The 20,950-nt window shown below is 60.4% G+C and carries 19 protein-coding genes; 9 read left to right on the top strand and 10 right to left on the bottom strand.

Features of this window, described 5'->3' with window-relative positions:
* The first annotated feature begins 97 nt into the window (after positions 1–97).
* On the top strand, positions 98–1,282 hold the full coding sequence (locus FHJ80_RS01465; protein ID WP_139525286.1) for an acetate/propionate family kinase: 1,185 nt from the start codon (positions 98–100) through the stop codon (positions 1,280–1,282).
* Positions 1,279–3,462, top strand: a complete 2,184-nt coding sequence (gene pta / locus FHJ80_RS01460; protein ID WP_139525285.1) for a phosphate acetyltransferase — start codon at positions 1,279–1,281, stop codon at positions 3,460–3,462. Before FHJ80_RS01465 ends, pta begins: the two co-directional genes overlap by 4 nt.
* Positions 3,463–3,557: 95 nt before the next feature.
* Here the strand turns inward: pta and cyoE are convergent, their stop codons facing one another.
* The 6 genes from cyoE to FHJ80_RS01430 form a co-directional block, all read right to left on the bottom strand.
* Positions 3,558–4,481 (bottom strand): heme o synthase, encoded by a 924-nt coding sequence (gene cyoE / locus FHJ80_RS01455; protein ID WP_139525284.1) that lies wholly within the window; start codon positions 4,479–4,481, stop codon positions 3,558–3,560.
* Positions 4,439–4,765 carry a cytochrome o ubiquinol oxidase subunit IV gene (cyoD, locus tag FHJ80_RS01450; RefSeq protein ID WP_044629017.1) on the bottom strand — a complete coding sequence of 109 codons (327 nt, stop codon included), beginning with the start codon at positions 4,763–4,765 and terminating at the stop codon, positions 4,439–4,441. The genes cyoE and cyoD overlap by 43 nt, the downstream gene beginning before the upstream one ends.
* A gap of 1 nt (position 4,766) precedes the next feature.
* A complete protein-coding gene (gene cyoC, locus FHJ80_RS01445) occupies positions 4,767–5,378 on the bottom strand; it encodes a cytochrome o ubiquinol oxidase subunit III (protein WP_044629016.1) in 612 nt (203 codons plus the stop codon).
* A complete protein-coding gene (cyoB, locus tag FHJ80_RS01440; RefSeq protein WP_139525283.1) occupies positions 5,378–7,405 on the bottom strand; it encodes a cytochrome o ubiquinol oxidase subunit I in 2,028 nt (675 codons plus the stop codon). Before cyoB ends, cyoC begins: the two co-directional genes overlap by 1 nt.
* A 2-nt stretch (positions 7,406–7,407) precedes the next feature.
* Positions 7,408–8,454 carry a ubiquinol oxidase subunit II gene (gene cyoA, locus FHJ80_RS01435; RefSeq protein WP_139525282.1) on the bottom strand — a complete coding sequence of 349 codons (1,047 nt, stop codon included), beginning with the start codon at positions 8,452–8,454 and terminating at the stop codon, positions 7,408–7,410.
* 299 nt (positions 8,455–8,753) lie between these two features.
* A complete protein-coding gene (locus FHJ80_RS01430; RefSeq protein WP_062374779.1) occupies positions 8,754–9,521 on the bottom strand; it encodes a DeoR/GlpR family DNA-binding transcription regulator in 768 nt (255 codons plus the stop codon).
* A 291-nt stretch (positions 9,522–9,812) separates the two neighbouring features.
* On the opposite strand from FHJ80_RS01430, the gene FHJ80_RS01425 reads away from it, so the two are divergent.
* From FHJ80_RS01425 to cdd, 7 genes are all read left to right on the top strand, one after another.
* Positions 9,813–10,658 carry an outer membrane protein OmpK gene (locus FHJ80_RS01425; protein ID WP_139525281.1) on the top strand — a complete coding sequence of 282 codons (846 nt, stop codon included), beginning with the start codon at positions 9,813–9,815 and terminating at the stop codon, positions 10,656–10,658.
* A 34-nt stretch (positions 10,659–10,692) separates the two neighbouring features.
* On the top strand, positions 10,693–11,976 hold the full coding sequence (locus tag FHJ80_RS01420) for a NupC/NupG family nucleoside CNT transporter (protein WP_139525280.1): 1,284 nt from the start codon (positions 10,693–10,695) through the stop codon (positions 11,974–11,976).
* Positions 11,977–12,059: 83 nt separating this feature from the next.
* Entirely contained in the window at positions 12,060–12,866 is an 807-nt protein-coding gene (gene deoC / locus FHJ80_RS01415) for a deoxyribose-phosphate aldolase (RefSeq protein ID WP_139525279.1), read from the top strand.
* A complete protein-coding gene (gene deoA, locus FHJ80_RS01410; RefSeq protein WP_139525278.1) occupies positions 12,867–14,219 on the top strand; it encodes a thymidine phosphorylase in 1,353 nt (450 codons plus the stop codon).
* Entirely contained in the window at positions 14,219–15,463 is a 1,245-nt protein-coding gene (locus FHJ80_RS01405; RefSeq protein ID WP_139525277.1) for a phosphopentomutase, read from the top strand. The genes deoA and FHJ80_RS01405 overlap by 1 nt, the downstream gene beginning before the upstream one ends.
* A gap of 16 nt (positions 15,464–15,479) precedes the next feature.
* Positions 15,480–16,205 carry a purine-nucleoside phosphorylase gene (gene deoD / locus FHJ80_RS01400; protein ID WP_139525276.1) on the top strand — a complete coding sequence of 242 codons (726 nt, stop codon included), beginning with the start codon at positions 15,480–15,482 and terminating at the stop codon, positions 16,203–16,205.
* 36 nt (positions 16,206–16,241) lie between these two features.
* Positions 16,242–16,649: a cytidine deaminase gene (gene cdd / locus FHJ80_RS01395; protein ID WP_139525275.1), complete on the top strand. Its 408-nt coding sequence runs from the start codon at positions 16,242–16,244 to the stop codon at positions 16,647–16,649.
* Here cdd and FHJ80_RS01390 read toward each other — a convergent pair.
* The 4 genes from FHJ80_RS01390 to FHJ80_RS01375 all read right to left on the bottom strand — a co-directional run bounded on the left by FHJ80_RS01390 (position 16,646) and on the right by FHJ80_RS01375 (position 20,872).
* Positions 16,646–17,635, bottom strand: coding sequence for a LacI family DNA-binding transcriptional regulator (locus FHJ80_RS01390; RefSeq protein ID WP_139525274.1), 990 nt, complete (start codon positions 17,633–17,635; stop codon positions 16,646–16,648). The genes cdd and FHJ80_RS01390 overlap by 4 nt on opposite strands.
* Positions 17,636–17,719: 84 nt before the next feature.
* On the bottom strand, positions 17,720–18,982 hold the full coding sequence (locus tag FHJ80_RS01385; RefSeq protein WP_139525273.1) for an ABC transporter substrate-binding protein: 1,263 nt from the start codon (positions 18,980–18,982) through the stop codon (positions 17,720–17,722).
* Between the two features lie 64 nt (positions 18,983–19,046).
* On the bottom strand, positions 19,047–20,096 hold the full coding sequence (locus FHJ80_RS01380; protein ID WP_139525272.1) for a Gfo/Idh/MocA family protein: 1,050 nt from the start codon (positions 20,094–20,096) through the stop codon (positions 19,047–19,049).
* Entirely contained in the window at positions 20,093–20,872 is a 780-nt protein-coding gene (locus tag FHJ80_RS01375) for a ThuA domain-containing protein (protein ID WP_139525271.1), read from the bottom strand. The genes FHJ80_RS01380 and FHJ80_RS01375 overlap by 4 nt, the downstream gene beginning before the upstream one ends.
* Between the last annotated feature and the right edge of the window lie 78 nt (positions 20,873–20,950).

Genomic DNA, 20,950 nt, shown 5'->3' with positions numbered 1-20,950 from the left:
ATAGAAGGCTAACTAAATTCTTCGCTGATTTTCCGCGTCGCAGCATGTTAAACTAAAGTCTATTCCCTTACTTCCTCATTACGTTACAAAGGTGGTTATGAACGCACCGGTGCTGGTCATTAACTGTGGCTCTTCTTCTATTAAATACGCTTTGATCGATGCGGACCCGCAGGCACCACGCTTGGCCGGGCTAGCGGAGCGCTTAGGCAGCAGCGACGCCCGCTTGAAAGGTAAAGACAGCGCCGGTGAAAGCTTTACCCAACCGCTGCCGAATGCTGACCACGCCGACGCCTTGAACGCCATTCTTCAGCGTTTGGAAGGTCGCGTACCGGGGGCCGTGGGCCACCGCATCGTTCATGGTGGCGAGCACTTCACCCAAGCAGCGCTGATCGATGACAGTGTGATCGAGGCCATCGAGACCACCGCTGCCTTGGCACCGCTGCATAACCCCGCCAACCTGGCGGGCATTGCCGCGACTCGTAAGGTGTTTCCGGACCTGCCTCAGGTGGCCGTGTTCGATACGGCGTTCCACCAGACGCTGCCGCCCCGCGCCTATCGCTATGCACTGCCGGAAGCGCTGTATACCGAGCACGGCATTCGCCGCTACGGTTTCCACGGTACCAGCCACGCCTTCGTTAGCCAGCGTGCCGGTGAGCTCAGCGGCCGTGGCGCGGGCGGCTGGCTGACCGCCCACCTGGGCAACGGCTGCTCTACCGCTGCGGTGTGGAACCACCAAAGCCTGGATACCAGCATGGGCCTTACGCCGCTGGAAGGCCTGGTGATGGGCACCCGCAGCGGCGACGTGGACCCCGGCCTGCACGCTCACCTGCACCGCCAGTTGGGCTGGTCACTGGACGAGATCGACGACGTGCTGAACAAGCAAAGTGGCCTGCTGGGGCTTTCCGGCTTGACCAACGACATGCGCGAAGTCGAAGAGCAAGCGGTGGCTGGCCACCCCGCTGCCAAACTCGCACTGGACGTCTTCTGTTACCGCATTGCCAAATCGCTGGCGGCGCTGTCTTGTGCATTACCTAAGTTAGACGGCGTGATCTTCACTGGCGGCATTGGCGAGAACTCGCCTATCGTACGTCGTGAAGTGCTGGCGCTGCTGCCCCACTTTGGTTTCAACTTGGATGAAGCGAGCAACGAAGTCACCATTCGTGGCAAAGAGAGCAAGCTGGATAGCGCTGGCCACCAAGGCCCGGAAGTGTGGGTGATCCCTACCGATGAAGAGGGCCGCATTGCCATGGAAACCCGCCACTGCGTGGAGACCGCTGAATGAATAGCTCCCCCGAGCAACCGCAAGCGATTCTACTCGTACCTACCAGCATGGGCGCGGGGCTCACCTCCGCGTGCCTTGGCCTGATTCAGGCGCTCGACACCATCGGCCTGAAAGCCGGTTTTTTAAAGCCATTCATGCAGAACGAGCTGAATGGTCCAGGCTTGGACCGCTCGACGGCGCTGGTATCACGCACATTGAATCAGCGCCCGCCGTCGCCCATCTCTCAGACGCGCCTGGAGCGTCTCCTGCGCGACGACCAAACCGATGAGCTGATGGAAAACGTCATCGAGCTCTACGAACAGGTGGTGCAGCAAGCCTACCGAGATGGCAGCGCGCTGGACCTGGTCGTGGTGGAAGGCGTGGTACCGACCCAGCACACCACCTACGCCACTCAAACCAATGCGCAGCTTGCGCATGCGCTGAACGCGCGGATCATTCTGGTGGGCTCTGGGGATCTCAACGAGCCCCAGGCGCTGGCGGAAGAGCTGGATATGCACGCTCGAAGCTTTGGTGGCGTCAGCTCTAGCCGCACCTTGGGCGGCATCTTGATGCGCATGAAGAACCTGCCCTACGGTCAGGAGGATGATCTTTCCGCTGCACCGGGCACCATCAAGCCGCAGCTAGAAGAGCCAGTCCTCAACGAACTGCGCCGCTACTCGCCAGCGCTGGCCACCGATAGCTTTCATCTGATTGGCGTCGTGCCCTACAGCAAAACCCTAAGCGCTCCGCGAACGTTAGACGTGGCCCGGGCGCTGAACGCAAAAATACTCAACGAAGGCGACGCCGCTAGTCGTCGCGTCCTCTCTACCAGCCTGTGTGCTAGAAGTGCGGCCAATGCGCTGCATATCTTCACGCCGGGTAGTCTGGTGGTCGCCTCCGGGGACCGTGATGACGTGGTGCTGGCCTCGGCGCTGGCCACCATGAACGGTACGCAGTTGGCAGGCGTACTGCTTACCAACGGATTTTTGCCCAACGAGGGCATGATCGAGATGTGCCGCCCGGCGCTGAAAACCGGCTTACCGGTGCTGGCAGTCGACACCGATAGCCTGACAACGGCGCAGGACCTAAGCCAGCTCAACACCGAAATCCCCATGGATGATTTCGAGCGCGCCGAGCAAGTGGCACGCTACGTGGCTGCCCATATGGATTTAGAGTGGCTGAAAGCCAAACTGAGCCGTGGCTATACGCGCCGCCTGTCGCCTTCGGCGTTCCGGCACCAGCTGGTGAAGCTGGCCCAACAGGCCAAAAAACGTATCGTGCTACCGGAAGGCGACGAGCCGCGCACCATCGAAGCGGCGATCATCTGCCAGCGCCGTGGCATCGCCGACTGCGTGCTGTTGGGCAAACGCGACGATATCGAAAACGTCGCCCACCACCGCGGCCTCACGCTGCCCGATGCGCTGACCATCATCGACCCGGAAAGCACCCGCGCCCGCTACATCGGCCCCATGGTGGAACGTCGACGCGGCAAACTGAACGAGCTAACCGCCGAAGCACAGCTTCAAGATACGGTAGTGCTGGGCACCATGATGCTGCAGCTGGATGAAGTCGATGGGCTGGTGTCAGGGGCGGTGCACACCACCGCCAACACTGTTCGCCCGGCGTTTCAACTGATCAAAACGGCGCCTGAGTACAACCAGGTCTCTTCGATCTTCTTTATGCTGCTGCCGGAACAGGTGGTGGTGTACGGCGACTGCGCGGTGAACCCAGACCCGGATGCCGAAACGCTTGCCGAAATTGCCCTGCAAAGCGCCCGCTCTGCTGAAGCGTTTGGCATCGAGCCCCGCGTGGCAATGATCAGCTACTCCACTGGCGACTCCGGCACCGGTGCGGATGTGGATAAAGTGCGTGAAGCGACCCGCATCGCCAAGGAGCGCGCACCGCATCTCGCTATCGACGGCCCGCTGCAGTACGACGCCGCCGCCATCGAAAGCGTGGGCAAGCAGAAAGCCCCGGATTCGCCCGTAGCGGGTAAGGCAACGGTGTTCGTGTTCCCCGATCTCAACACCGGCAACACGACCTACAAAGCCGTTCAACGTAGCGCCCGCGTCGTCAGCGTGGGCCCGATGCTGCAGGGTTTGAACAAGCCGGTGAACGACCTGTCGCGCGGCGCTCTGGTGGATGACATCGTCTACACCATCGCCCTCACCGCGATCCAGGCCAGTCAGCGGGAAGGCTAAGCACTCGTCGGTCTATACGCGCTAAAAGCAACGCCCCGAACGGTCACCTGTTCGGGGCGTTTTGGTTTTGCGTCAGGTTTAATTGTTGGGAGGCATCACGCCCACATGGGTACCATCGCCTCCAGCACCATCACTAAGCTCATGGCAGTAATGGTCAAAATTGACACGCCGAATACCTTCTTCGCCCAGCGCACGTCGTCTTCTAATCGATAGCCACACAGCGCCAAGTAGAGCCAGTAGCCCCCCATGGTGAGCGCCACGCACAGGTAGCCTGCGCCCGCTTGGCTCGCCAGTACCAGCGCCAGTGACGCGGGAATGAAGGCCACGATATAGCCCAGAATATGGTGTTTGGCACGTTTGATACCGTGAACCACCGGCAGCACGGGTATCGACGCACGGCGATAATCGGCGTAACGGAAAATCGCGATGGCGTAGGAGTGCGGCATTTGCCACAGGCAGAAAATCACCAACAGCATGAACGCGCCGCTGTCGAACTGCCCCGTGACCGCGCAGTAGCCCACTACCGGCGGCATGGCGCCAGAGAGACTGCCCACCAGCGTGCCGTACTCGGAGTGGCGCTTCATGTAGAGGCTATACACCCCCACGTAGACGCCCCAGCCGATTACCGCCAGCGCGACCGTCAACCCGTTGGTGCCCAGCGCCAAGCAGACAACACCGGCCACCCCCAACAGCGCTGAAATACCCAGCGCCTGAGTGATCGAGATGCGCCCTTTGGCCAGCGGGCGATGGCGCGTACGCGCCATCAGTGCATCGATATCCCGGTCAATCACGTTGTTGCAGGCGCAGCCCGAGGCGATGACCAGGGCAATGCCCATCATTACCGAGGCAAAGGTGATCCAATCGAAAGTGCCGTGGGCGGCCAAAAAGTAGCCGCCCAAGGTCGCAATCAAGTTGCCACCAATGATCCCCGGCTTGGTGAGCGCCAGCACGTCGCGCCAGCGGCTCGGCGCCACGTTCAGCCGATCATCATGTTGAGATGCAGATGCTGCATGATCCATAACGAGCCCCCTACCACCAGGACGAGTATCGTCAGTGTGAAAACGAAGGACATCACGTTCCAGCCTTCGTCGGCTTTGGTATTCATATGCATAAACATGACCAGCTGGACCAAAATCTGCAGCACGGCTGTTATAGCGATGACCACCACCGTCGTGGCGGTGCTCAACGCACCGCTCATAACGACCGCGAACGGAATCACGGTTAGCACTAAAGATAGCAGAAGCCCCGTCACATACGATTTAACGCTGCCGTGAGAAGACGTTGAAGATGATGAATGACTCATGTCACAGCACTCCCATCAGATAAACGAACGAGAAGACGCAGATCCACACGATGTCCAGGAAGTGCCAGAACAGGCTCAGGCACAGAATCCGCGGACGTGTCATCGGGGTGATGCCCTTGGTCGAAAGCTGCACCAGCATCACTAGAATCCACACCAAACCAACGGTCACGTGGAGGCCGTGGGTGCCGACCAGGGTAAAGAAGGACGAGAGAAACGCGCTCTGATCAGGGCCGTAGCCCTGATGAATCAAGTGCTGAAACTCGTACACTTCCATACCGACGAACGCGGCACCGAGCAAGAAGGTGATCGCCAGCCACGCTTTTACTTGGCCGACGCGCTCGGCATTCATCGCCAGTACGCCCATGCCAAAGGTGAAGCTACTGAACAGCAGCAGGAAGGTCTCCACCAGCACGAAGGGCAGTTCGAAGATATCTGCTGCCGTGGGTCCGGCGGCCGTGCCTTTCATCAGCACGGCGTAGGTAGCGAACAGTGACCCGAAGATCACCAGGTCACTCATCAAGTAGACCCAGAAGCCAAATACTTTCGTGCCGGTCGCGTCGTGGTGCTCATGGGGCTCGGACGCGGCGCCATGATGTAGGGTATCGGTGGCCATTACGCGCGTGCCTCCACATAGTTGGTCTGTTCACGGTCAGACGCTGCGCTGCTCGGCGCAGACGTTTTGCGCTTTTCGTGCGCGCGCTCGATGCGCGCCACTTCGGCAGCGGGCACGTAGTAGTCGATATCTTCGTTGAATACACGGGCCAAGAAGCTGGCGACGGCACCCAACGCACCGACGGCGGCCAGCCACCAGATATGCCATACCAGTGCAAAACCTAGAATCAGCGCAAAGAAGCTAATTACCGGACCCGCCACGGTATTACGCGGCATGTGAATATCGGTGTAGGGCGCTTCGTCCAACTGCTCGTTGCTACGCTGCTTTTGCGACCAGAAGCTGTCGATGTCGCCGACTTCCGGCAGGCGCGCGAAGTTGTAGAACGGTGCAGGCGACGAGGTGGACCACTCCAGCGTGCGGCCATCCCAGGGGTCGCCGGTCAGATCTGCATTCAGCTTGCGGTCGCGGATACTGACCCAGAACTGAATGATGGTGCAGGCAATCCCCATCATGATGATCACGGCACCTACCCAGGCCAGAATCATCCAGGGTTGCCACTCAGGATTGGCGTAGGACTGCATACGGCGCACGGCACCGAAGAAGCTCAAGACATAGAGCGGCATGAACGCGACGTAAAAGCCAATGAACCAGCACCAGAACGAGCGCTTGCCCCACTTCTCGCTCAGTGTGAAGCCGAACGCTTTCGGGAACCAGTAGGTCAGGCCCGCCATCATGCCGAACACCACGCCGCCAATGATCACGTTGTGGAAGTGGGCAATCACGAACAGGCTGTTGTGCAACACGAAGTTGGCCGCCGGTAACGCCAGCATGACGCCGGTCATACCGCCTAGGGTAAAGGTGATGATGAAGCCCAGAGTCCACAGCACTGGCGAGGTCAGCTCTAGGCTGCCGCGGAAAATAGTGAACAGCCAGTTGAACACCTTCACCCCGGTGGGGATGGCAATGATCATCGTCATGATGCCGAAGAAGGCATTGACGTTGGCACCGGCCCCCATGGTGAAGAAGTGGTGCAACCAGACGATGAACGACAGCAGCGTAATGGCCACCGTGGCCCACACCATGGTTTTGTAACCAAACAGGCGCTTGCGAGCGAAGGTGGCGATCACTTCAGAGAACACGCCAAAGGCCGGCAGAATCAGAATGTAGACTTCGGGGTGACCCCAAGCCCAAATGAGGTTGACGTACATCATCATGTTGCCGCCAAAATCATTGGTGAAGAAGTGCATACCGAAGTAGCGATCGAGCGTCAGCAGCGCGATGGTCGCGGTCAGAATCGGGAACGAGGCAATGATGAGGACGTTGGCGCACAGCGACGTCCAGGTAAAAATCGGCATGCGGAACATCGTCATGCCTTTGGTGCGCATTTTCAGAATGGTGACGAAGAAGTTGATGCCGGTGAGCGTGGTGCCTATCCCGGATATTTGCAGTGCCCATATCCAGTAATCGACCCCCACCCCGGGGCTAAACTCTATCCCCGATAACGGCGCGTAAGCGAGCCAGCCGGTTTTGGCGAACTCCCCTACCACGAGGGAAATATTGACCAAAATCGCCGACACGGCGAATAGCCAGAAACTCAGGTTATTCAAAAACGGGAAAGCGACGTCGCGGGCGCCGATTTGCAGGGGCACCACCAGGTTCATCAGTCCGATGACCATGGGCATCGCCACGAAGAAGATCATGATCACGCCGTGGGCGGTAAAGATCTGATCGTAGTGTTCAGGAGGGAGATAACCTGCGGCCCCACCGGCCGCCATGGCCAGTTGTGTCCGCATCATGATCGCATCGGCAAAGCCGCGAAGCAGCATCACCAAGGCCACCACGAAGTACATGATGCCAAGCTTTTTGTGGTCAACGGAGGTAAACCACTCGTTCCACAGCCAGCCCCATTTTCGGTAGTACGTCAGTGCGCCTAGTAGCGCGGCACCTCCAAGCGCCATAAAGGCGGCAACGACCATAATGATCGGTTCGTGGTATGGAATGGCTTCTAACGTGAGTTTTCCAAACATGCTTAACCCCCCGCTTCAACGCTTGTGGGATGGCCGCCCAGGGCGTGGTCATCACCTGCATGCTGATTGGTAACATGGCCGATCGCGGCCTGCTGTTGCGACGCGCTGGCGCTCTCTAGCTCGCTGGATTCGCCGTGACTGTCGTGGGCATCACTGATGGCGTCACCGTGGCTCGAATGACCGCCGTGACCGCTGCCGTCACCGCTGTGGAAGCTGCTCACGATCGACTCATACAGCTCGGGCGTGACCGCCGAGAAGTACTCCACCGGGTGATACTCGGTCGGCTGCGCTAGGGCTTCGTAACCGTCCGGGAAGGTCAGGGTGTCATCGGCGGCACGCACGTTGTCCACCCAGGCGTCGAATTCCGCCGAAGAGGTGACGTGGGCATCGAAGGTCATGCCAGAGAAGCCAGCACCGCTGTAGTTGGTGGAGCGGCCGGGATAGACGCCCTCTTCGTCGGCAATCAGGTGAACGTCGTTATCCATGCCCGCCATGGCGTAGATCTGGCTGCCCAGACGTGGAATGAAGAAGGCGTTCATCACCGAACCAGAGCTCACCCGGAAGCGCACCGGCGTATCCACTGGGAACGCCAACTCGTTGACACTGGCAATCCCCTGTTCGGGATAGATGAACAGCCATTTCCAATCCAACGCGACGGCTTGAATCTCCATGGGTTCCACGCTGCCTTCGATCGGCTTGTGGGGGTCCAGGCTGTGAGAGGTTTTCCAGGTAAGGAAGGCGAGAACGGCAATGATCAAGCAGGGAACGGTCCAAACCGCCGCCTCGATGGCATTGGAGTGCGCCCAATCCGGCAGATACTTGGCAACGCGGTTGCTGCGGCGGTAACGCCAGCCGAACAAAAGCGTCATCACGATGACCGGAATGACCACGATCAGCATCAACCCAAAGGAGGTCAGAATCAGCGAGCGCTGCTCGACGCCAATCTGCCCCTTCGGATCCAGCAATGCAGAACTGCAGCCCGTTAACAGCAAGCACAATACGACGAGCACAAACGTGCCTCGCCTGCGCCAGTGGGTAGGTAGTTGCATGGTGTGATCTCATCAGAGAGTTGTTTAAAACAGCCTGCTGTTTGGCTGGCTAACTAGCCAGCTATATAGCAAGCTAACTATCACCCCATACTTTTCCCAGAACAGTGAGAGCGTAAGCGTTGCTCCGGGAAAAATATGCGCCACCGCATGGGGTTGGTGGCGAGCCTCGGCCATGCGCTGATGCGCATCAACTAAGACTAAAGTATTTTCTATTGATCTGAGTCAATCAGAAAGAGACGTTATGCCGCACCCCGCACACCGGTTTGAAGAGGGCGATACGGGGCTTCGACCGTCTTTCATTAGGCGAGCGTGACGTTAAGCGCGGGCAGCGGATGGCGCTCCAGCAAACCAGGGGCGCGCTCGTCGTCGGTGACGATGACATCGAAGTCTTCCAGCGAGGCAAAATAGGCCGGGCGCACCACGCCAAATTTGCTGGCATCGACCACCAACAGTCGCTGCATAGCCGTGGCAATGGCCGCTTGCTTTGGCCCTACTTCGTGAAAATGAAAGCAGCTTACGCCTCGTTCGCAATCCACGCCGGCAGCAGAGATCAGCGCCTTGTTGATGCCCAAGCGCTCGATGGCCGCGCCCATGCCGTCGCTGCCAAACGATTGAGAGGACGCGTAGAAAAGCCCACCTAGCAATACGAGGCGCACATTGGGCAGCCCAGCGACGGCATTGGCTACGTTGAGCGCATAGGTCACCACGGTAAGCTCTCGGAAACGACTAAGCTGACCCAGCAGTGGAATGAGCGTTGAGCCGCAGTCGATAAACAGCGTATCGCCCTCTTCGATGAAGCTGGCCGCGCGCTGACAAAGCCGCTGTTTGACTTGGTAATGGCTCGCCTGCTGCTCGGTCAAATCGTATACCGGCGTCACGCCGGGGTAGCTGGCCATCACCAATCGCCCGCCCAACAGGCTAATGGCCGACGGCTGCGTCGAGAGATCCCGTCGAATGGTCATTTCGGAGACGCCGCACAGCTCGGCGGCATCGCGAAGATGCAGGGTTCCCCCGCTGGCTAGCGCTTCTTGCAGCATGGCCATGCGCTGTGCGCTGCGATCGTTCATGTCCGGCATCTCCTTATGATTCATTTTGTTATCGGCATTGCGCCCCGCCAGGCATCCTATGCTGAGCTAGGCCCCTGCCAATTTCCACTACTGCGCACTCTTTTCACTGGCGTCACCCACCCGTGATGCGCTTATCACATTTAAATAGCGTTGATGTGACGATACTTGCAAATCAGCGTTAAAAAAATAACACTCAATGTTATAATTTTAACATCAACGCCAGCCCACACGACCCATAACGTCGGAACGCCAGCCCCTCTGGCTCCGAGATACAACCCTGTTGAGGCTTCCATGACTGCTCACTCTCACACTCGTTCTTCTACTTTCGTCACGCTTGGCGCTGGCGTTTTACTGACCGGTGCGGCGCTCGCTACACCCGCTTTGGCAGACGATGCCGAACCGCGTACCCTCGACCGCTTGTGGTCGTTTGCCAACGTCTCGGTCAACTACCTGGATTGGTCCAACGGCACCGAAGCGCGCACGGCCAGCAATGCCGCGAAAAGCGACTTTACATTCGTCGAAATCGAAGGCGGCGTCGGCTTTAGCTGGGGCGAGTTCTACGGCTTCTTCGATTTCGAGAATCCGACCAATGATCAATTCGACCAAGCCAGCGGCGGTAAAGACAACTTCCGCACCGCTGGTAAAGTGACCTCGCACATCTACCTGGGCGACAGCCCGCTGTCGATTTACGCCCACCTGTACGATTTCCGCGACTACGGCTTCAACGGCCGCGAACAGGATCAAATTCTTGGCCTCGGCTATCGCACCACGTTCGATAATGGTCTGTGGTTCAAGCCCTTCATTGGTGCCGCGCGAGTACAAAGCGATGGCTACACTGGCATGAATGGCTTCATGGCAGGCTGGGTCGCGGGCTACGATTTCACCGCTGGCAACCAAAACTTCAGCGTCACCAACTGGCACGAGCAGACCTTCGGTCGTGACGATGAGTATCTTTCTCAGAACTACGTGAATGGTACCGCTGGCAGCGTGGGCACCAACGGAGCGCTGAGCCTATGGTGGCACCCGTCCGACCTGATCACGACGGGCGTGCAGTACCGCTACTCAGAGAATAAACTGGGCACCCCGGATGCTTACCAAAACGCGATGATCTACTCAGTGAAGTTGAACTTACTGTAATCGCTCACACTCCTCACGATCCGAAGGTACTCCCATGACCCTCATCATGAGCTTGGTTGGTATGGTCACCCTAGTGGCCATTGCCCTGATCTTTTCTTACGACCGCAAGTCGATTCGGCTGCGCACCGTGCTGGGTGCCTTTGCCATCCAAGCCGGTATTGGCGCGTTCGTGCTTTACGTACCGTTTGGCCAAGCGGTGCTTCAGGCCATCTCGGCGGGCGTTAGCCAGGTGCTGGTGTACGCCAACGACGGTATCGGCTTTTTGTTTGGTGGCCTTGCCGATGTAGAAAACGTCGGTTTTGTCTTCGCCATCAAAGTACTGCCGGTCATCATCTTCTTCTCGTCGCTGATTGCCGTGCTCTACTACCTGGGCATCATGCAGTGGGTCATTCGGATTCTGGGCGGCGCATTGCAAAAAGCATTGGGCACCTCGCGTACCGAATCGCTCTCGGCCACGGCCAATATCTTCGTCGGCCAGACCGAAGCACCGCTAGTGGTACGCCCGTTCATTGCCCGCATGACGCCATCGCAGCTATTTGCGGTGATGTGTGGCGGCTTGGCCTCGGTGGCCGGTTCCGTTCTGGCGGGCTACGCGGCGTTGGGCATCCCGATGGAGTATCTGGTGGCGGCCTCGTTCATGGCGGCGCCTGGCGGCCTGCTGTTCGCCAAGCTGATCATGCCGGAAACCCAAGACGCCGAAGACAGCGACAGCGTTTCCAAGGTCGATGAAGAGCTGAAAGAGCAGGACGACAAGCCTACCAACGTACTGGATGCCGCGGCGTCCGGCGCGACCTCCGGCCTGATGCTGGCGGCCAACGTTGGTGCGATGCTGCTGGCGTTCATCGGATTGATCGCGCTGATCAACGGCATTTTAGGCGGCGTTGGCGGCTGGTTCGGCTTTGAATCGCTGAGCCTCGAGCTGATTCTCGGCTGGCTGTTTGCGCCGCTGGCGTTCCTGCTCGGCGTGCCGTGGGAAGAGGCAACGCTGGCAGGTTCGTTCATCGGCCAAAAGCTGGTGGTCAACGAGTTCGTCGCCTACATCAATCTAGCGCCGTACATCGATGGCGAACAGGTCGTGGCGGCAACGGGTCAACTGATGACCCCGCACACCATGGCCATCCTATCATTTGCCCTGTGCGGTTTCGCTAACCTGTCATCGATTGCCATTCTGCTGGGTGGCCTGGGTAGCATTGCTCCCACGCGCCGCAAAGAAATTGCCCGCTTCGGTGTCAAAGCGGTCTTGGCCGGTACGCTCTCTAACTTGATGTCTGCTTCCATTGCTGGCTTCTTCATTGCGCTAAGCAGTTTGACGGCGTAACGCAGCGAGCACCACACCATTCAACGGGCGCTGCTATGTTTTCGCAGTGCCCGTTTTGTCTTTTATCGATTTGCGAGAATGTCATGAACGCTACTGCCTCCCCCCAGCTCACCCAAGCCCAACTCACCCAAGCCGCTCGTCAAGCCTTGTCGCTAATGGATTTGACCAGCCTGAACGACAGTGACACCGACAGCGTGATCGAAGCGTTGTGCCAGCAGGTAAAAACGCCGTTCGGCAACCCGGCGGCGGTGTGCGTTTACCCGCAGTTCATCGTCACCGCTGCCCGCGCGCTCAGCGCCCACAAGCTGGAGAGCCAAGTCAAGATCGCCACGGTCACCAACTTCCCCCACGGCGGCGGCGATATCATGGGCGCTGCCCGTGAAACCCGCGAAGCGGTAGCGTCAGGTGCCCACGAGGTCGACGTGGTGTTTCCTTACCGTGCGCTGATGGCAGGCGATGAAGATACGGGGCGCGAGCTGGTGGAAATGTGCAAAGCCGCCTGCGGCGGGCAAGCCCAGCTTAAAGTCATCATCGAATCTGGCGAACTCAAGGAGCCTGCGCTTATCCAACGTGCAAGCGAGCTGGCCATCGAAGGTGGCGCGGACTTCATCAAGACATCCACCGGTAAAGTACCGGTGAACGCCACGCTAGACGCCGCCGAGATCATGCTAAAAGCCATCAAAGCCAGCGGTAAAAATGTCGGTTTCAAAGCCGCTGGTGGCGTTCGTACCGCCGAAGAAGCGGCCCAGTATCTGGCGCTGGCTGCCGACATTATGGGTCCGCAGTGGGTGACGCCCGAGCACTTCCGGTTCGGTGCGTCCAGCCTACTGACGAACCTACTGAACACGCTAAACGGCAATGCCGATGCCGCGACCAATGGAGGCTACTAAATGTCGTCAAACGCTTCTCACCATGCCCTGCTCCCCCAAGAACTGATTCGCCTAAAGCGCGACGGCCAGCCGCTGCCCGCTGAAGAGATCAAAGCTTTCGTGCAGGGCATTGCCGACGACCGCATCAGCGACGCGCAGATCGGTGCTTTCACCATGTCGGTGTTTTTGAATGGCATGAGTCGTGAAGAGGTCGTGGCGCTGACCACCGCGACGCGCGATTCAGGCCACGTGATGCAGTGGGATTCGCTCAACCTGCCTGGCCCGATCGTGGACAAGCACTCTACCGGCGGCGTGGGTGACCTGGTATCGCTGGTGTTGGGCCCTTGGGTCGCCGCCTGCGGCGCCTTCGTCCCGATGATTTCTGGCCGCGGCCTGGGCCACACCGGCGGCACGCTGGATAAGCTGGAATCGATTCCCGGCTACGACCCCTACCCCGCCCCCGAACGCTTCAGTGACGTGGTGAAGTCTACCGGCGTGGCGATCATCGGCCAAACCGGCAACCTCGCCCCGGCGGACAAGCGCATCTACGGCGTGCGTGACGTGACCGCCACCGTGGAATCCATCCCGCTGATCACTGCGTCCATCCTGGGTAAAAAGCTGGCGTCTGGCCTGGACGCCCTGGTCATGGACGTCAAGGTCGGCAGCGGCGCGTTCATGCCCACCCCGGAAAAATCCCGGGAGCTGGCGAAAAGTATCGCCAATGTCGCGACCCAAGCAGGCACGCCCACCACCGCCCTGCTGACCGATATGAGCCAGCCGCTGGCCCCGTGTGCCGGTAACGCGGTGGAGATCGTCGAAACCCTGGCGCTGCTGCGCGGCGAGCGCGCCAACAGCCGCGTGATGCAGGTCACCCGCGAACTCGCCGTCGAAATGCTGATGGCGGGCAAACTGGTGGCTAACCGCGAAGAAGCCCTTACCAAGCTGGACAAAGCGCTCACCTCCGGCGCGGCCGCAGAAGTCTTCGCCCGCATGGTGCGCGAACTGGGCGGCCCCGCCGACTTCATGGAGCGTTCGGACAGCTACCTGGCCACCGCGCCGGTCATTCAGGCAGTGTACCCCGAGCAGAGCGGCATCGTGCAGCGCTTCGATAACCGTGCCGTGGGCATGAGCGTGGTGGAGCTGGGCGGTGGCCGTCTGCGTAACGACGCCAGCGTCGACCACAGCGTCGGGTTTAGCGATATCGTCGAAATCGGTGACCGTGTGGATAGCCAGCGCCCGCTGGCCATCGTGCACGCCCGCACCGAAGAGGCCGCCGCTCGTGCCGCCGCCCAGTTACGCGCGGCGGTCACCGTCGGCGACGCCGAGGCCACCGCCGACACCCTGCTGCAAGAGACCTTCCGAGGAGAAGCCTAATGCGTCGTGCCATCGTCTTAGTTCTGGACTCTTTTGGAATCGGTAGCGCGCCGGACGCCGCTACCTTTGGCGACCAAGGTGCCGACACCCTGGGCCACATCGCCGCGGCCTGCGCCCGTGGCGAAGCGGATACCGCCGAGCGCTCCGGCCCGTTGAAGCTCCCCAACATGGCCGCGCTCGGCCTGTTCCACGCCCACCGGGATGCCACCGGCAGCGTCGCGGAAGGCGTCAGCCTGCCCGAGCAGTTGAGCGGCGCTTACGCCCACGCCAAAGAGATCTCCAGCGGTAAGGACACCCCTTCCGGCCACTGGGAAATTGCTGGAGTACCGGTGCGCTTCGACTGGGGTTACTTCAGCGACAAGACCGACAGTTTCCCCCAAACGCTGCTGGACAGCATCGTCGAGCAGGCCGACCTGCCTGGCGTGATCGGTAACTGCCACGCCTCGGGCACCGAGATCATTGCCCGCCTGGGTGAAGAGCATATCCAGAGCGGCAAGCCGATCGTCTACACCTCGGCAGACTCCGTGTTCCAGATTGCCGCCCACGAAGAGCATTTTGGCCTGGAGCGCCTCTACGCCCTGTGCGAAACCGTGCGCGAACTGCTGGCGCCGTACAACATTGGCCGCGTCATCGCCCGCCCGTTCATCGGCGACGACAGCCAAAACTTTGCCCGCACCGGCAATCGCCGCGACTACAGCATCGAGCCGCCCACCCCGACCGTGCTGCAAAAGCTCGCCGATGCCGGGGGCGAAGTGGTCTCGATTGGTAAGATCGCCGACATCTACGCCCACTGCGGCATCACCCACAAGGTCAAAGCCAGCGGCCACGACGCGCTGATGGAGGCCACCCTGGCCGAAGTCGCGCGCACCGCCCGCGAGACCAGCGACCGCCCGACCATGATCATGACCAACTTCGTGGATTTCGACTCGGTCTATGGCCACCGCCGGGACGTGCCGGGCTACGCCGCTGCGCTGGAGCACTTCGACGCCCGCCTGCCGGAGCTACTGGCGGCGCTTAACGACGACGACCTGCTGCTGCTCACCGCCGACCACGGCTGCGACCCAAGCTGGGAAGGCACCGAGCACACCCGCGAATACGTACCGATCATGGTGCGCGGCGCAGGCTTCGCCCCCGGCCCGCTGGGCGAGCGCGGCACCTTCGCCGACATTGGCCAAACCCTGGCCGACTACTTCACGCTCGAGGCGATGGCCGACGGCGACAGCTTTTTGACCAAAGCTGCTTAAAGGAGAGAGACACACAATGGCTACCCCCCATATCAATGCCGAAAAAGGCGATTTCGCCGATACCGTTCTGATGCCCGGCGACCCGCTGCGCGCCAAGTACATCGCCGATACCTATCTCGAGAACGTGCGCCAGGTGAACGACGTGCGCAATATGTTCGGCTACACCGGCACTTATAAAGGCCGCGAGATTTCCGTAATGGGCCACGGCATGGGCATTCCCTCCGTCTCCATTTACGCCAAAGAGCTGATTACCGATTACGGCGTGAAGTCGATCATTCGCGTCGGCTCCTGCGGCGCGGTGCGCGACGACGTGAACGTGCGTGACGTGGTGATTGGCATGGGTGCCTGCACCGACTCCAAAGTGAACCGCATGCGCTTCAACGACCACGACTTTGCCGCCATCGCCGACTTCGAGCTGACCAGCCACGCCGTGGCGGCCGCCAAAGCGCAGAACGTGCCGGTCAAAGTCGGCAACATCTTCTCAGCGGATCTGTTCTACAACCCGCAAACCGACATGGCCGAGCTGATGAAGCGCTACGGCATCGTCGGCGTCGAGATGGAAGCCGCTGGCCTTTACGGCGTGGCTGCCGAGTTCGGTGCCCGTGCGCTGACCATCTGTACCGTGTCGGATCACATCCTAAAAGGCGACTCGCTCTCCAGCGCCGACCGCCAAACTACCTTCAACGACATGATGGTGATTGCGCTCGATACCGTGCTGCGCGACGACGCCACCCGCGCCTAAGACGATGCCCACTCACGCCATTCAGAGGATAACAGCATGAATCGAGCGGACCCGGCCTTGGTCGACACGCTGCTAACCACCCTGGGCAACGCCTACGCGCCCTACTCCAACCACCCCGTGGCGGCGGTGATGGAGTGCCCCGACGGCCAGCAGTTTGCGGGTAGCAACGTAGAAGTCGCCCACTACAAAGGGCTGTGTGCCGAAGCCTCGGCCATTTCTGCCATGATCACCGCTGGCCAGCGCGAGCTTGCCAAGGTGTATGTCATGGGCCCTGGCGAGCACCTTTGCACACCCTGCGGCGACTGCCGCCAGCGCATCCGCGAGTTCGCCACCCCCAGTACGCAAATCATGGTGCTCTCCAAGCAGGGTGAAGTGCTGAAAACCTACACCATGGACAGCCTGTTGCCCGACGCCTTCGGCCCGGAGCAGCTGCCGGGGCGTTAAGAGGTTTCTCGCAGCACCAGCGCCACCGGCAGCGACACGTGCCGGGGCGCTTTTCCCGCCAGCGCTTCGCTCAATAGCTCGACACTCATCGCCGCAATGGCAGCAATGTCCTGGCGCACCGTCGTTAATCCGGTGGCTAGGGTAGGCAGGTCGTCAAAGCCGGTAACGGCCACGTCTTCGGGCACACGAATATCGCGATCTTCCAGCGCAGCGACACAGCCGAGCGCCAGTTCGTCGGTGGCGCAAACCAGCGCATCGAACGGTAATGACGTAGCACCTCCATGATCGAGAAAGCGGTTGAGGTGGCGGTAGCTAGTGAGCGAGTCGGAAGTGAACCGATGGGGCAGGCTCAGAAGCTGTTCGCTCAGCCCCGCTTCCGCTATGGCTCGTTGATAGCCGGAAAGACGACTATGGGGGCGCGGCACGTCCAACTCGCCACCCACGAAGGCAATCCGTGTTCGCCCTTGCCCGATCAGATGGCGCGTGATTTGGTACAGGCCTGAGACATCGTCCGGGGCCACCGAGAACCCTTCCCCGGCGTTGCCAATCCGCACGAACGGTATGCCCGCCTCACGTAGCAGCGCTGGGCGCTCGTCTTCGCCGGTTTCCCCTAGCAAAATCGCCGCGCCTGCCCTTTCGGGCAGCGCCGAGGTTTGGTCGTGGTGAAAGAAGATCGGCACCATGCCCTGCTGGTGCAGCGCCACGGTCAGGTGCTGGTAGAGGAGAATATAGTAAGGGCGCAGCTCGATATCCTGCCGCCCAAGGGAAATACCCACCACGGCGGCTTTTCCGCTAATCAGCTGCCGTGCCGCCGCGCTGGGCTGATAGGCCACTTCACGGCTGATGGTGAGAATTTTATCGCGCAGCGCGTCACTGATCCCCGGCTTGCCATTGAGCGCCCGGCTGACCGAGGCAATCGAGACCTCGGCGCGCCGGGCGATTTCGCGGATGGTGGCGGTTTGCGCGCTCGGTGTGTTCTGTTTCATGCCATGCCTCAGCCAGTCGGGCCCTGATTGTACAAAAAGCGGGGCCGAAAATCGCTGAGTACACGGACGCTAACGCCGTTCGCGCTACCAGCCACGCCGCCCTAAACGCGCCAGCTCACTATCCAACTGCTGCACCGCCTGCTCTGGCGTGACGCTGCCGGACAGCGCTTCGTGAACGCGATTGAAGATCGCGTTGGAGACACGTGGGTAAGCATCGCCAGTGACGCTGGCCGGGCGCGGCACGCCGCTCATCACCGTTTCATAAAGCTCGCCAATGAACGGATGCGCGGCCAGAACCTCGTCGTCTTCGTACAGCGCCGGGCGCGTGGGGTTGCGGCCAAACTCGATGGCATGCGCTTTTTGCTGTGCTTCGGCGGTGAGATAGGCCACCAAGTCAGCGGCGGCCTGCGGCTCGTCCGAATAGCGGGAAACTGCCCAGTTCCAACCGCCCAGCGTGGCAACGGACTCGCCCTCAGGTCCACTGGGCAGCGGCGCTACGCTGAACTTGTTTTGAATCGGCGTGCCGTCCGCTTGGCCCAGCGACCATGCGTAGGGCCAGTTACGCATGAACACCGCATTGCCCGCCTGGAAAACGCCGCGGGCTTGCTCTTCCATGTAATTACGCACGCCTTCTGGGCTGATATCCCCCACCCAGGAGGCCGCCAGCGCCAGGGCGTCCACCGCTTGTGGGTTATTCACCGTTACCTGCCCTTCAGCATCCACAAAGGTACCGCCGCCATGGCTTGCCACCCACTCCAGCGCATTGGTGGTCAGCCCTTCGTAGACGCGGCCCTGAAAGACGAAGCCATGCATGCGCTCGTTGCCCGCCTGCCGCTCGGCGTTTTGAATGCGCCGGGCAGTGTCGGTCAGCGCTTGCCACGTCTGCGGCACCTCGGCGCCATACTGCTCGAGAAGATCGTGGCGGTAGTAGAGCAGTCCCGCATCGGTGAACCACGGCAGCGCGACCAGCTTGCCCTGTACGGTATTGTTCTCCATTAGCGAGGGAATGAAACCCTCAGTGGCGGATGCTGGTAGATACTCGTTCAAATCCACCAAGTGCTCTGCCAGCAGCCCCGGCCAGACGATATCCACCATCAGCACATCGACATCTTCCGACTGGCTGCCCAGCAGCTGTTGATAAAGCGAGAGCTTTTCAGTGGGTGAAGCGGGCGTAGTGACGATAGTGACCTGGTGGCCGTTGTCCTCGGCCCAGCGCTGGGAGAGTTCGGGGCAGAAATCCGCTGCCCCGCCATCACCGCAGGCCACGGTGATCTCGGCGGCCAAAGCAGGCAGTGCCACTGGCAGTAACGTCATCAGCAGCAACAGTGCTTTCAATGTAGGGCGCATCGGGGAATCCTCATCTTGTTATTGGGTGTCTTGCCTCAAAAGATGCGTGATGAAATGGTACTCGTTAGCTGGCAATTGCCAGGCTGCGGTCCTCCTGGCTGGAAACGAAACAGGCGTCCAGCACGGTTTGAATGGCCGCGCCACGGGCAAAGTCGGGCTGATCGTTTTCGCCGGTGCGAATGCTTTCGATAAAGCGCTGGTAGATGCTGGGCGTTGGCGGCGCCTTGACGGTGCTCCAGCGGGCGGGGTGCACGTCATCGTTCAGGCACACCTGTACGTCGTCTTTGGAGGCGTCCAGATCCAGGCGAATCGCGCCTTTATCGCCGTGAACGCTCAGCGTTAGCGAGTTGTGGTGGCCGGTGGCCCAGCGGGTCGCTTGAATCGTGCCCATGGCCCCATTGGCAAAGCGCACGCGCATCAGCGCGGTGTCGTTGGCATCCAGCACGTAGTCGCCAATGCGGTTATCCGGGGCTTTGTCGAAGCAGGTGAGTTCGCAGTTGACGCGGGTGATGTCGCCCACCGGGAAGCTGGCAAAATCGACGATATGCACGCCCACATCGCCCAGTACGCCTTTGCTGCCGTGGGCTTCCGAGAGCCGCCAGAGCCACTGGCTATCTTCATCCCAGCGCCCCCAGGCGTTGCTCACCAGCCAGCTTTGGCGGTAGCTGGCATCCACATGGCGCACGGTGCCGATGGCACCACCGGTAATCAGTGCTCGGGCGTGCTGAATGGCGGGGGCGTCCCGGTAGCTCAGGTTGACCATGTTGATGACCTTGGCGGTCTGGGCGGCAGCGGCCATCTCGTGGGCATCTTCGGCATTGGTGGCCAGAGGCTTTTCACACAGAATGTGTTTACCCGCTGCAATGGCGGCCAAAGACGTGGCCTTGTGCACGCCATCCGGGGTGACATTGCTCACCGCGTGAATATCATCACGAGCGAGCATGGCGTCCAGCTCTTGATACACATCGGTAATGCCGTGACGCTTGGCAAACGCCTGGGCCTTGGGGTAATCGCGGTCGCAGACGGCGACCACTTCGACGCCTTCGAGTCGGCCATAGTGCTTGGCGTGCTCGCCTGCCATGCTGCCCGCGCCAATGATTGCGATACGGATCATTTGAAGCCCTCCTCACCGGGTTTGTGTAGGCTTTCGCCCTTTATCTCGACCGGGTTGGGTGCCTGGTCGGCGGGGATGTTGGGGCAGCTGTCGATCCACCGGGCGCCCTCCGGCTGCGCCCAGAGCACGGCGTTCTTGAGCACCCGCTTGACCTGCTCGTCGTAGTAGATCGGGTAGGTTTCGTGGCCGGGACGGAAGTAGAAAATCTTGCCGTTGCCACGCTTGTAGGTCAGGCCGGAGCGGAACACTTCGCCGCCCTCAAAGGCACTGATGAAAATCACCTCGTCCGGGTTGGGCACCGCAAAGGGCTCGCCGTACATTTCGGTATGGGGCAGCTCCAGATAATTCCCCAAGCCCTGCACGATGGGGTGCCCAGGGTTGACGACCCAAAGGCGCTCGCGCTCGCCGGCCTCTCGCCATTTCAGCGAGCAGGTGGTGCCCATCAAGCGTTTGAAGATTTTCGAGTAGTGACCGGAGTGCAGCACGATCAACCCCATGCCCTGCAGCACGCGCTTTTGCACGCGGTCGACGGTCTCTTCCAGCACGTCGCCGTGGGCGGCGTGGCCCCACCACAGCAGCACGTCGGTATTCTCCAGCGTCTCTTCGCTGAGCCCTTGCTCTAAATCTTGCAGCGTGACGGCGGTGGCGGACAGCGCCTCTGACTCATTCAAACCGTCGGCGATGCACTGGTGCATGCCGGTGGGGTAAATGCGCGCTACCACCTCGTTGGTTTGCTCGTGGACGTTCTCGCCCCATACGGTGACTCGCAGTGCCATCGCTCTCTCCCAAGCGTATTCGTATATCGCCTCACCAGCCGTTTTGACCGGCGCCTGGGAAAAAGTAAACGTTTACGC

The sequence above is a fragment of the Halomonas sp. BL6 genome (genome assembly GCF_006228115.1).
Lineage (GTDB): Bacteria > Pseudomonadota > Gammaproteobacteria > Pseudomonadales > Halomonadaceae > Vreelandella > Vreelandella piezotolerans.
The sequence above is the reverse complement of the archived record's forward strand: the minus strand, read 5'-3'. Positions and strand labels throughout refer to the sequence as shown.

Bases quoted from the DNA above. Each gene is read 5' to 3' on its own strand.
- FHJ80_RS01465 (WP_139525286.1), top strand. From the start codon at position 98: ATGAACGCACCGGTGCTGGTCATTAACTGTGGCTCTTCTTCTATTAAA.
- pta (WP_139525285.1), top strand. From the start codon at position 1,279: ATGAATAGCTCCCCCGAGCAACCGCAAGCGATTCTACTCGTACCTACC.
- cyoE (WP_139525284.1), bottom strand. From the start codon at position 4,481: ATGGATCATGCAGCATCTGCATCTCAACATGATGATCGGCTGAACGTG.
- cyoD (WP_044629017.1), bottom strand. From the start codon at position 4,765: ATGAGTCATTCATCATCTTCAACGTCTTCTCACGGCAGCGTTAAATCG.
- cyoC (WP_044629016.1), bottom strand. From the start codon at position 5,378: ATGGCCACCGATACCCTACATCATGGCGCCGCGTCCGAGCCCCATGAG.
- cyoB (WP_139525283.1), bottom strand. From the start codon at position 7,405: ATGTTTGGAAAACTCACGTTAGAAGCCATTCCATACCACGAACCGATC.
- cyoA (WP_139525282.1), bottom strand. From the start codon at position 8,454: ATGCAACTACCTACCCACTGGCGCAGGCGAGGCACGTTTGTGCTCGTC.
- FHJ80_RS01430 (WP_062374779.1), bottom strand. From the start codon at position 9,521: ATGAACGATCGCAGCGCACAGCGCATGGCCATGCTGCAAGAAGCGCTA.
- FHJ80_RS01425 (WP_139525281.1), top strand. From the start codon at position 9,813: ATGACTGCTCACTCTCACACTCGTTCTTCTACTTTCGTCACGCTTGGC.
- FHJ80_RS01420 (WP_139525280.1), top strand. From the start codon at position 10,693: ATGACCCTCATCATGAGCTTGGTTGGTATGGTCACCCTAGTGGCCATT.
- deoC (WP_139525279.1), top strand. From the start codon at position 12,060: ATGAACGCTACTGCCTCCCCCCAGCTCACCCAAGCCCAACTCACCCAA.
- deoA (WP_139525278.1), top strand. From the start codon at position 12,867: ATGTCGTCAAACGCTTCTCACCATGCCCTGCTCCCCCAAGAACTGATT.
- FHJ80_RS01405 (WP_139525277.1), top strand. From the start codon at position 14,219: ATGCGTCGTGCCATCGTCTTAGTTCTGGACTCTTTTGGAATCGGTAGC.
- deoD (WP_139525276.1), top strand. From the start codon at position 15,480: ATGGCTACCCCCCATATCAATGCCGAAAAAGGCGATTTCGCCGATACC.
- cdd (WP_139525275.1), top strand. From the start codon at position 16,242: ATGAATCGAGCGGACCCGGCCTTGGTCGACACGCTGCTAACCACCCTG.
- FHJ80_RS01390 (WP_139525274.1), bottom strand. From the start codon at position 17,635: ATGAAACAGAACACACCGAGCGCGCAAACCGCCACCATCCGCGAAATC.
- FHJ80_RS01385 (WP_139525273.1), bottom strand. From the start codon at position 18,982: ATGCGCCCTACATTGAAAGCACTGTTGCTGCTGATGACGTTACTGCCA.
- FHJ80_RS01380 (WP_139525272.1), bottom strand. From the start codon at position 20,096: ATGATCCGTATCGCAATCATTGGCGCGGGCAGCATGGCAGGCGAGCAC.
- FHJ80_RS01375 (WP_139525271.1), bottom strand. From the start codon at position 20,872: ATGGCACTGCGAGTCACCGTATGGGGCGAGAACGTCCACGAGCAAACC.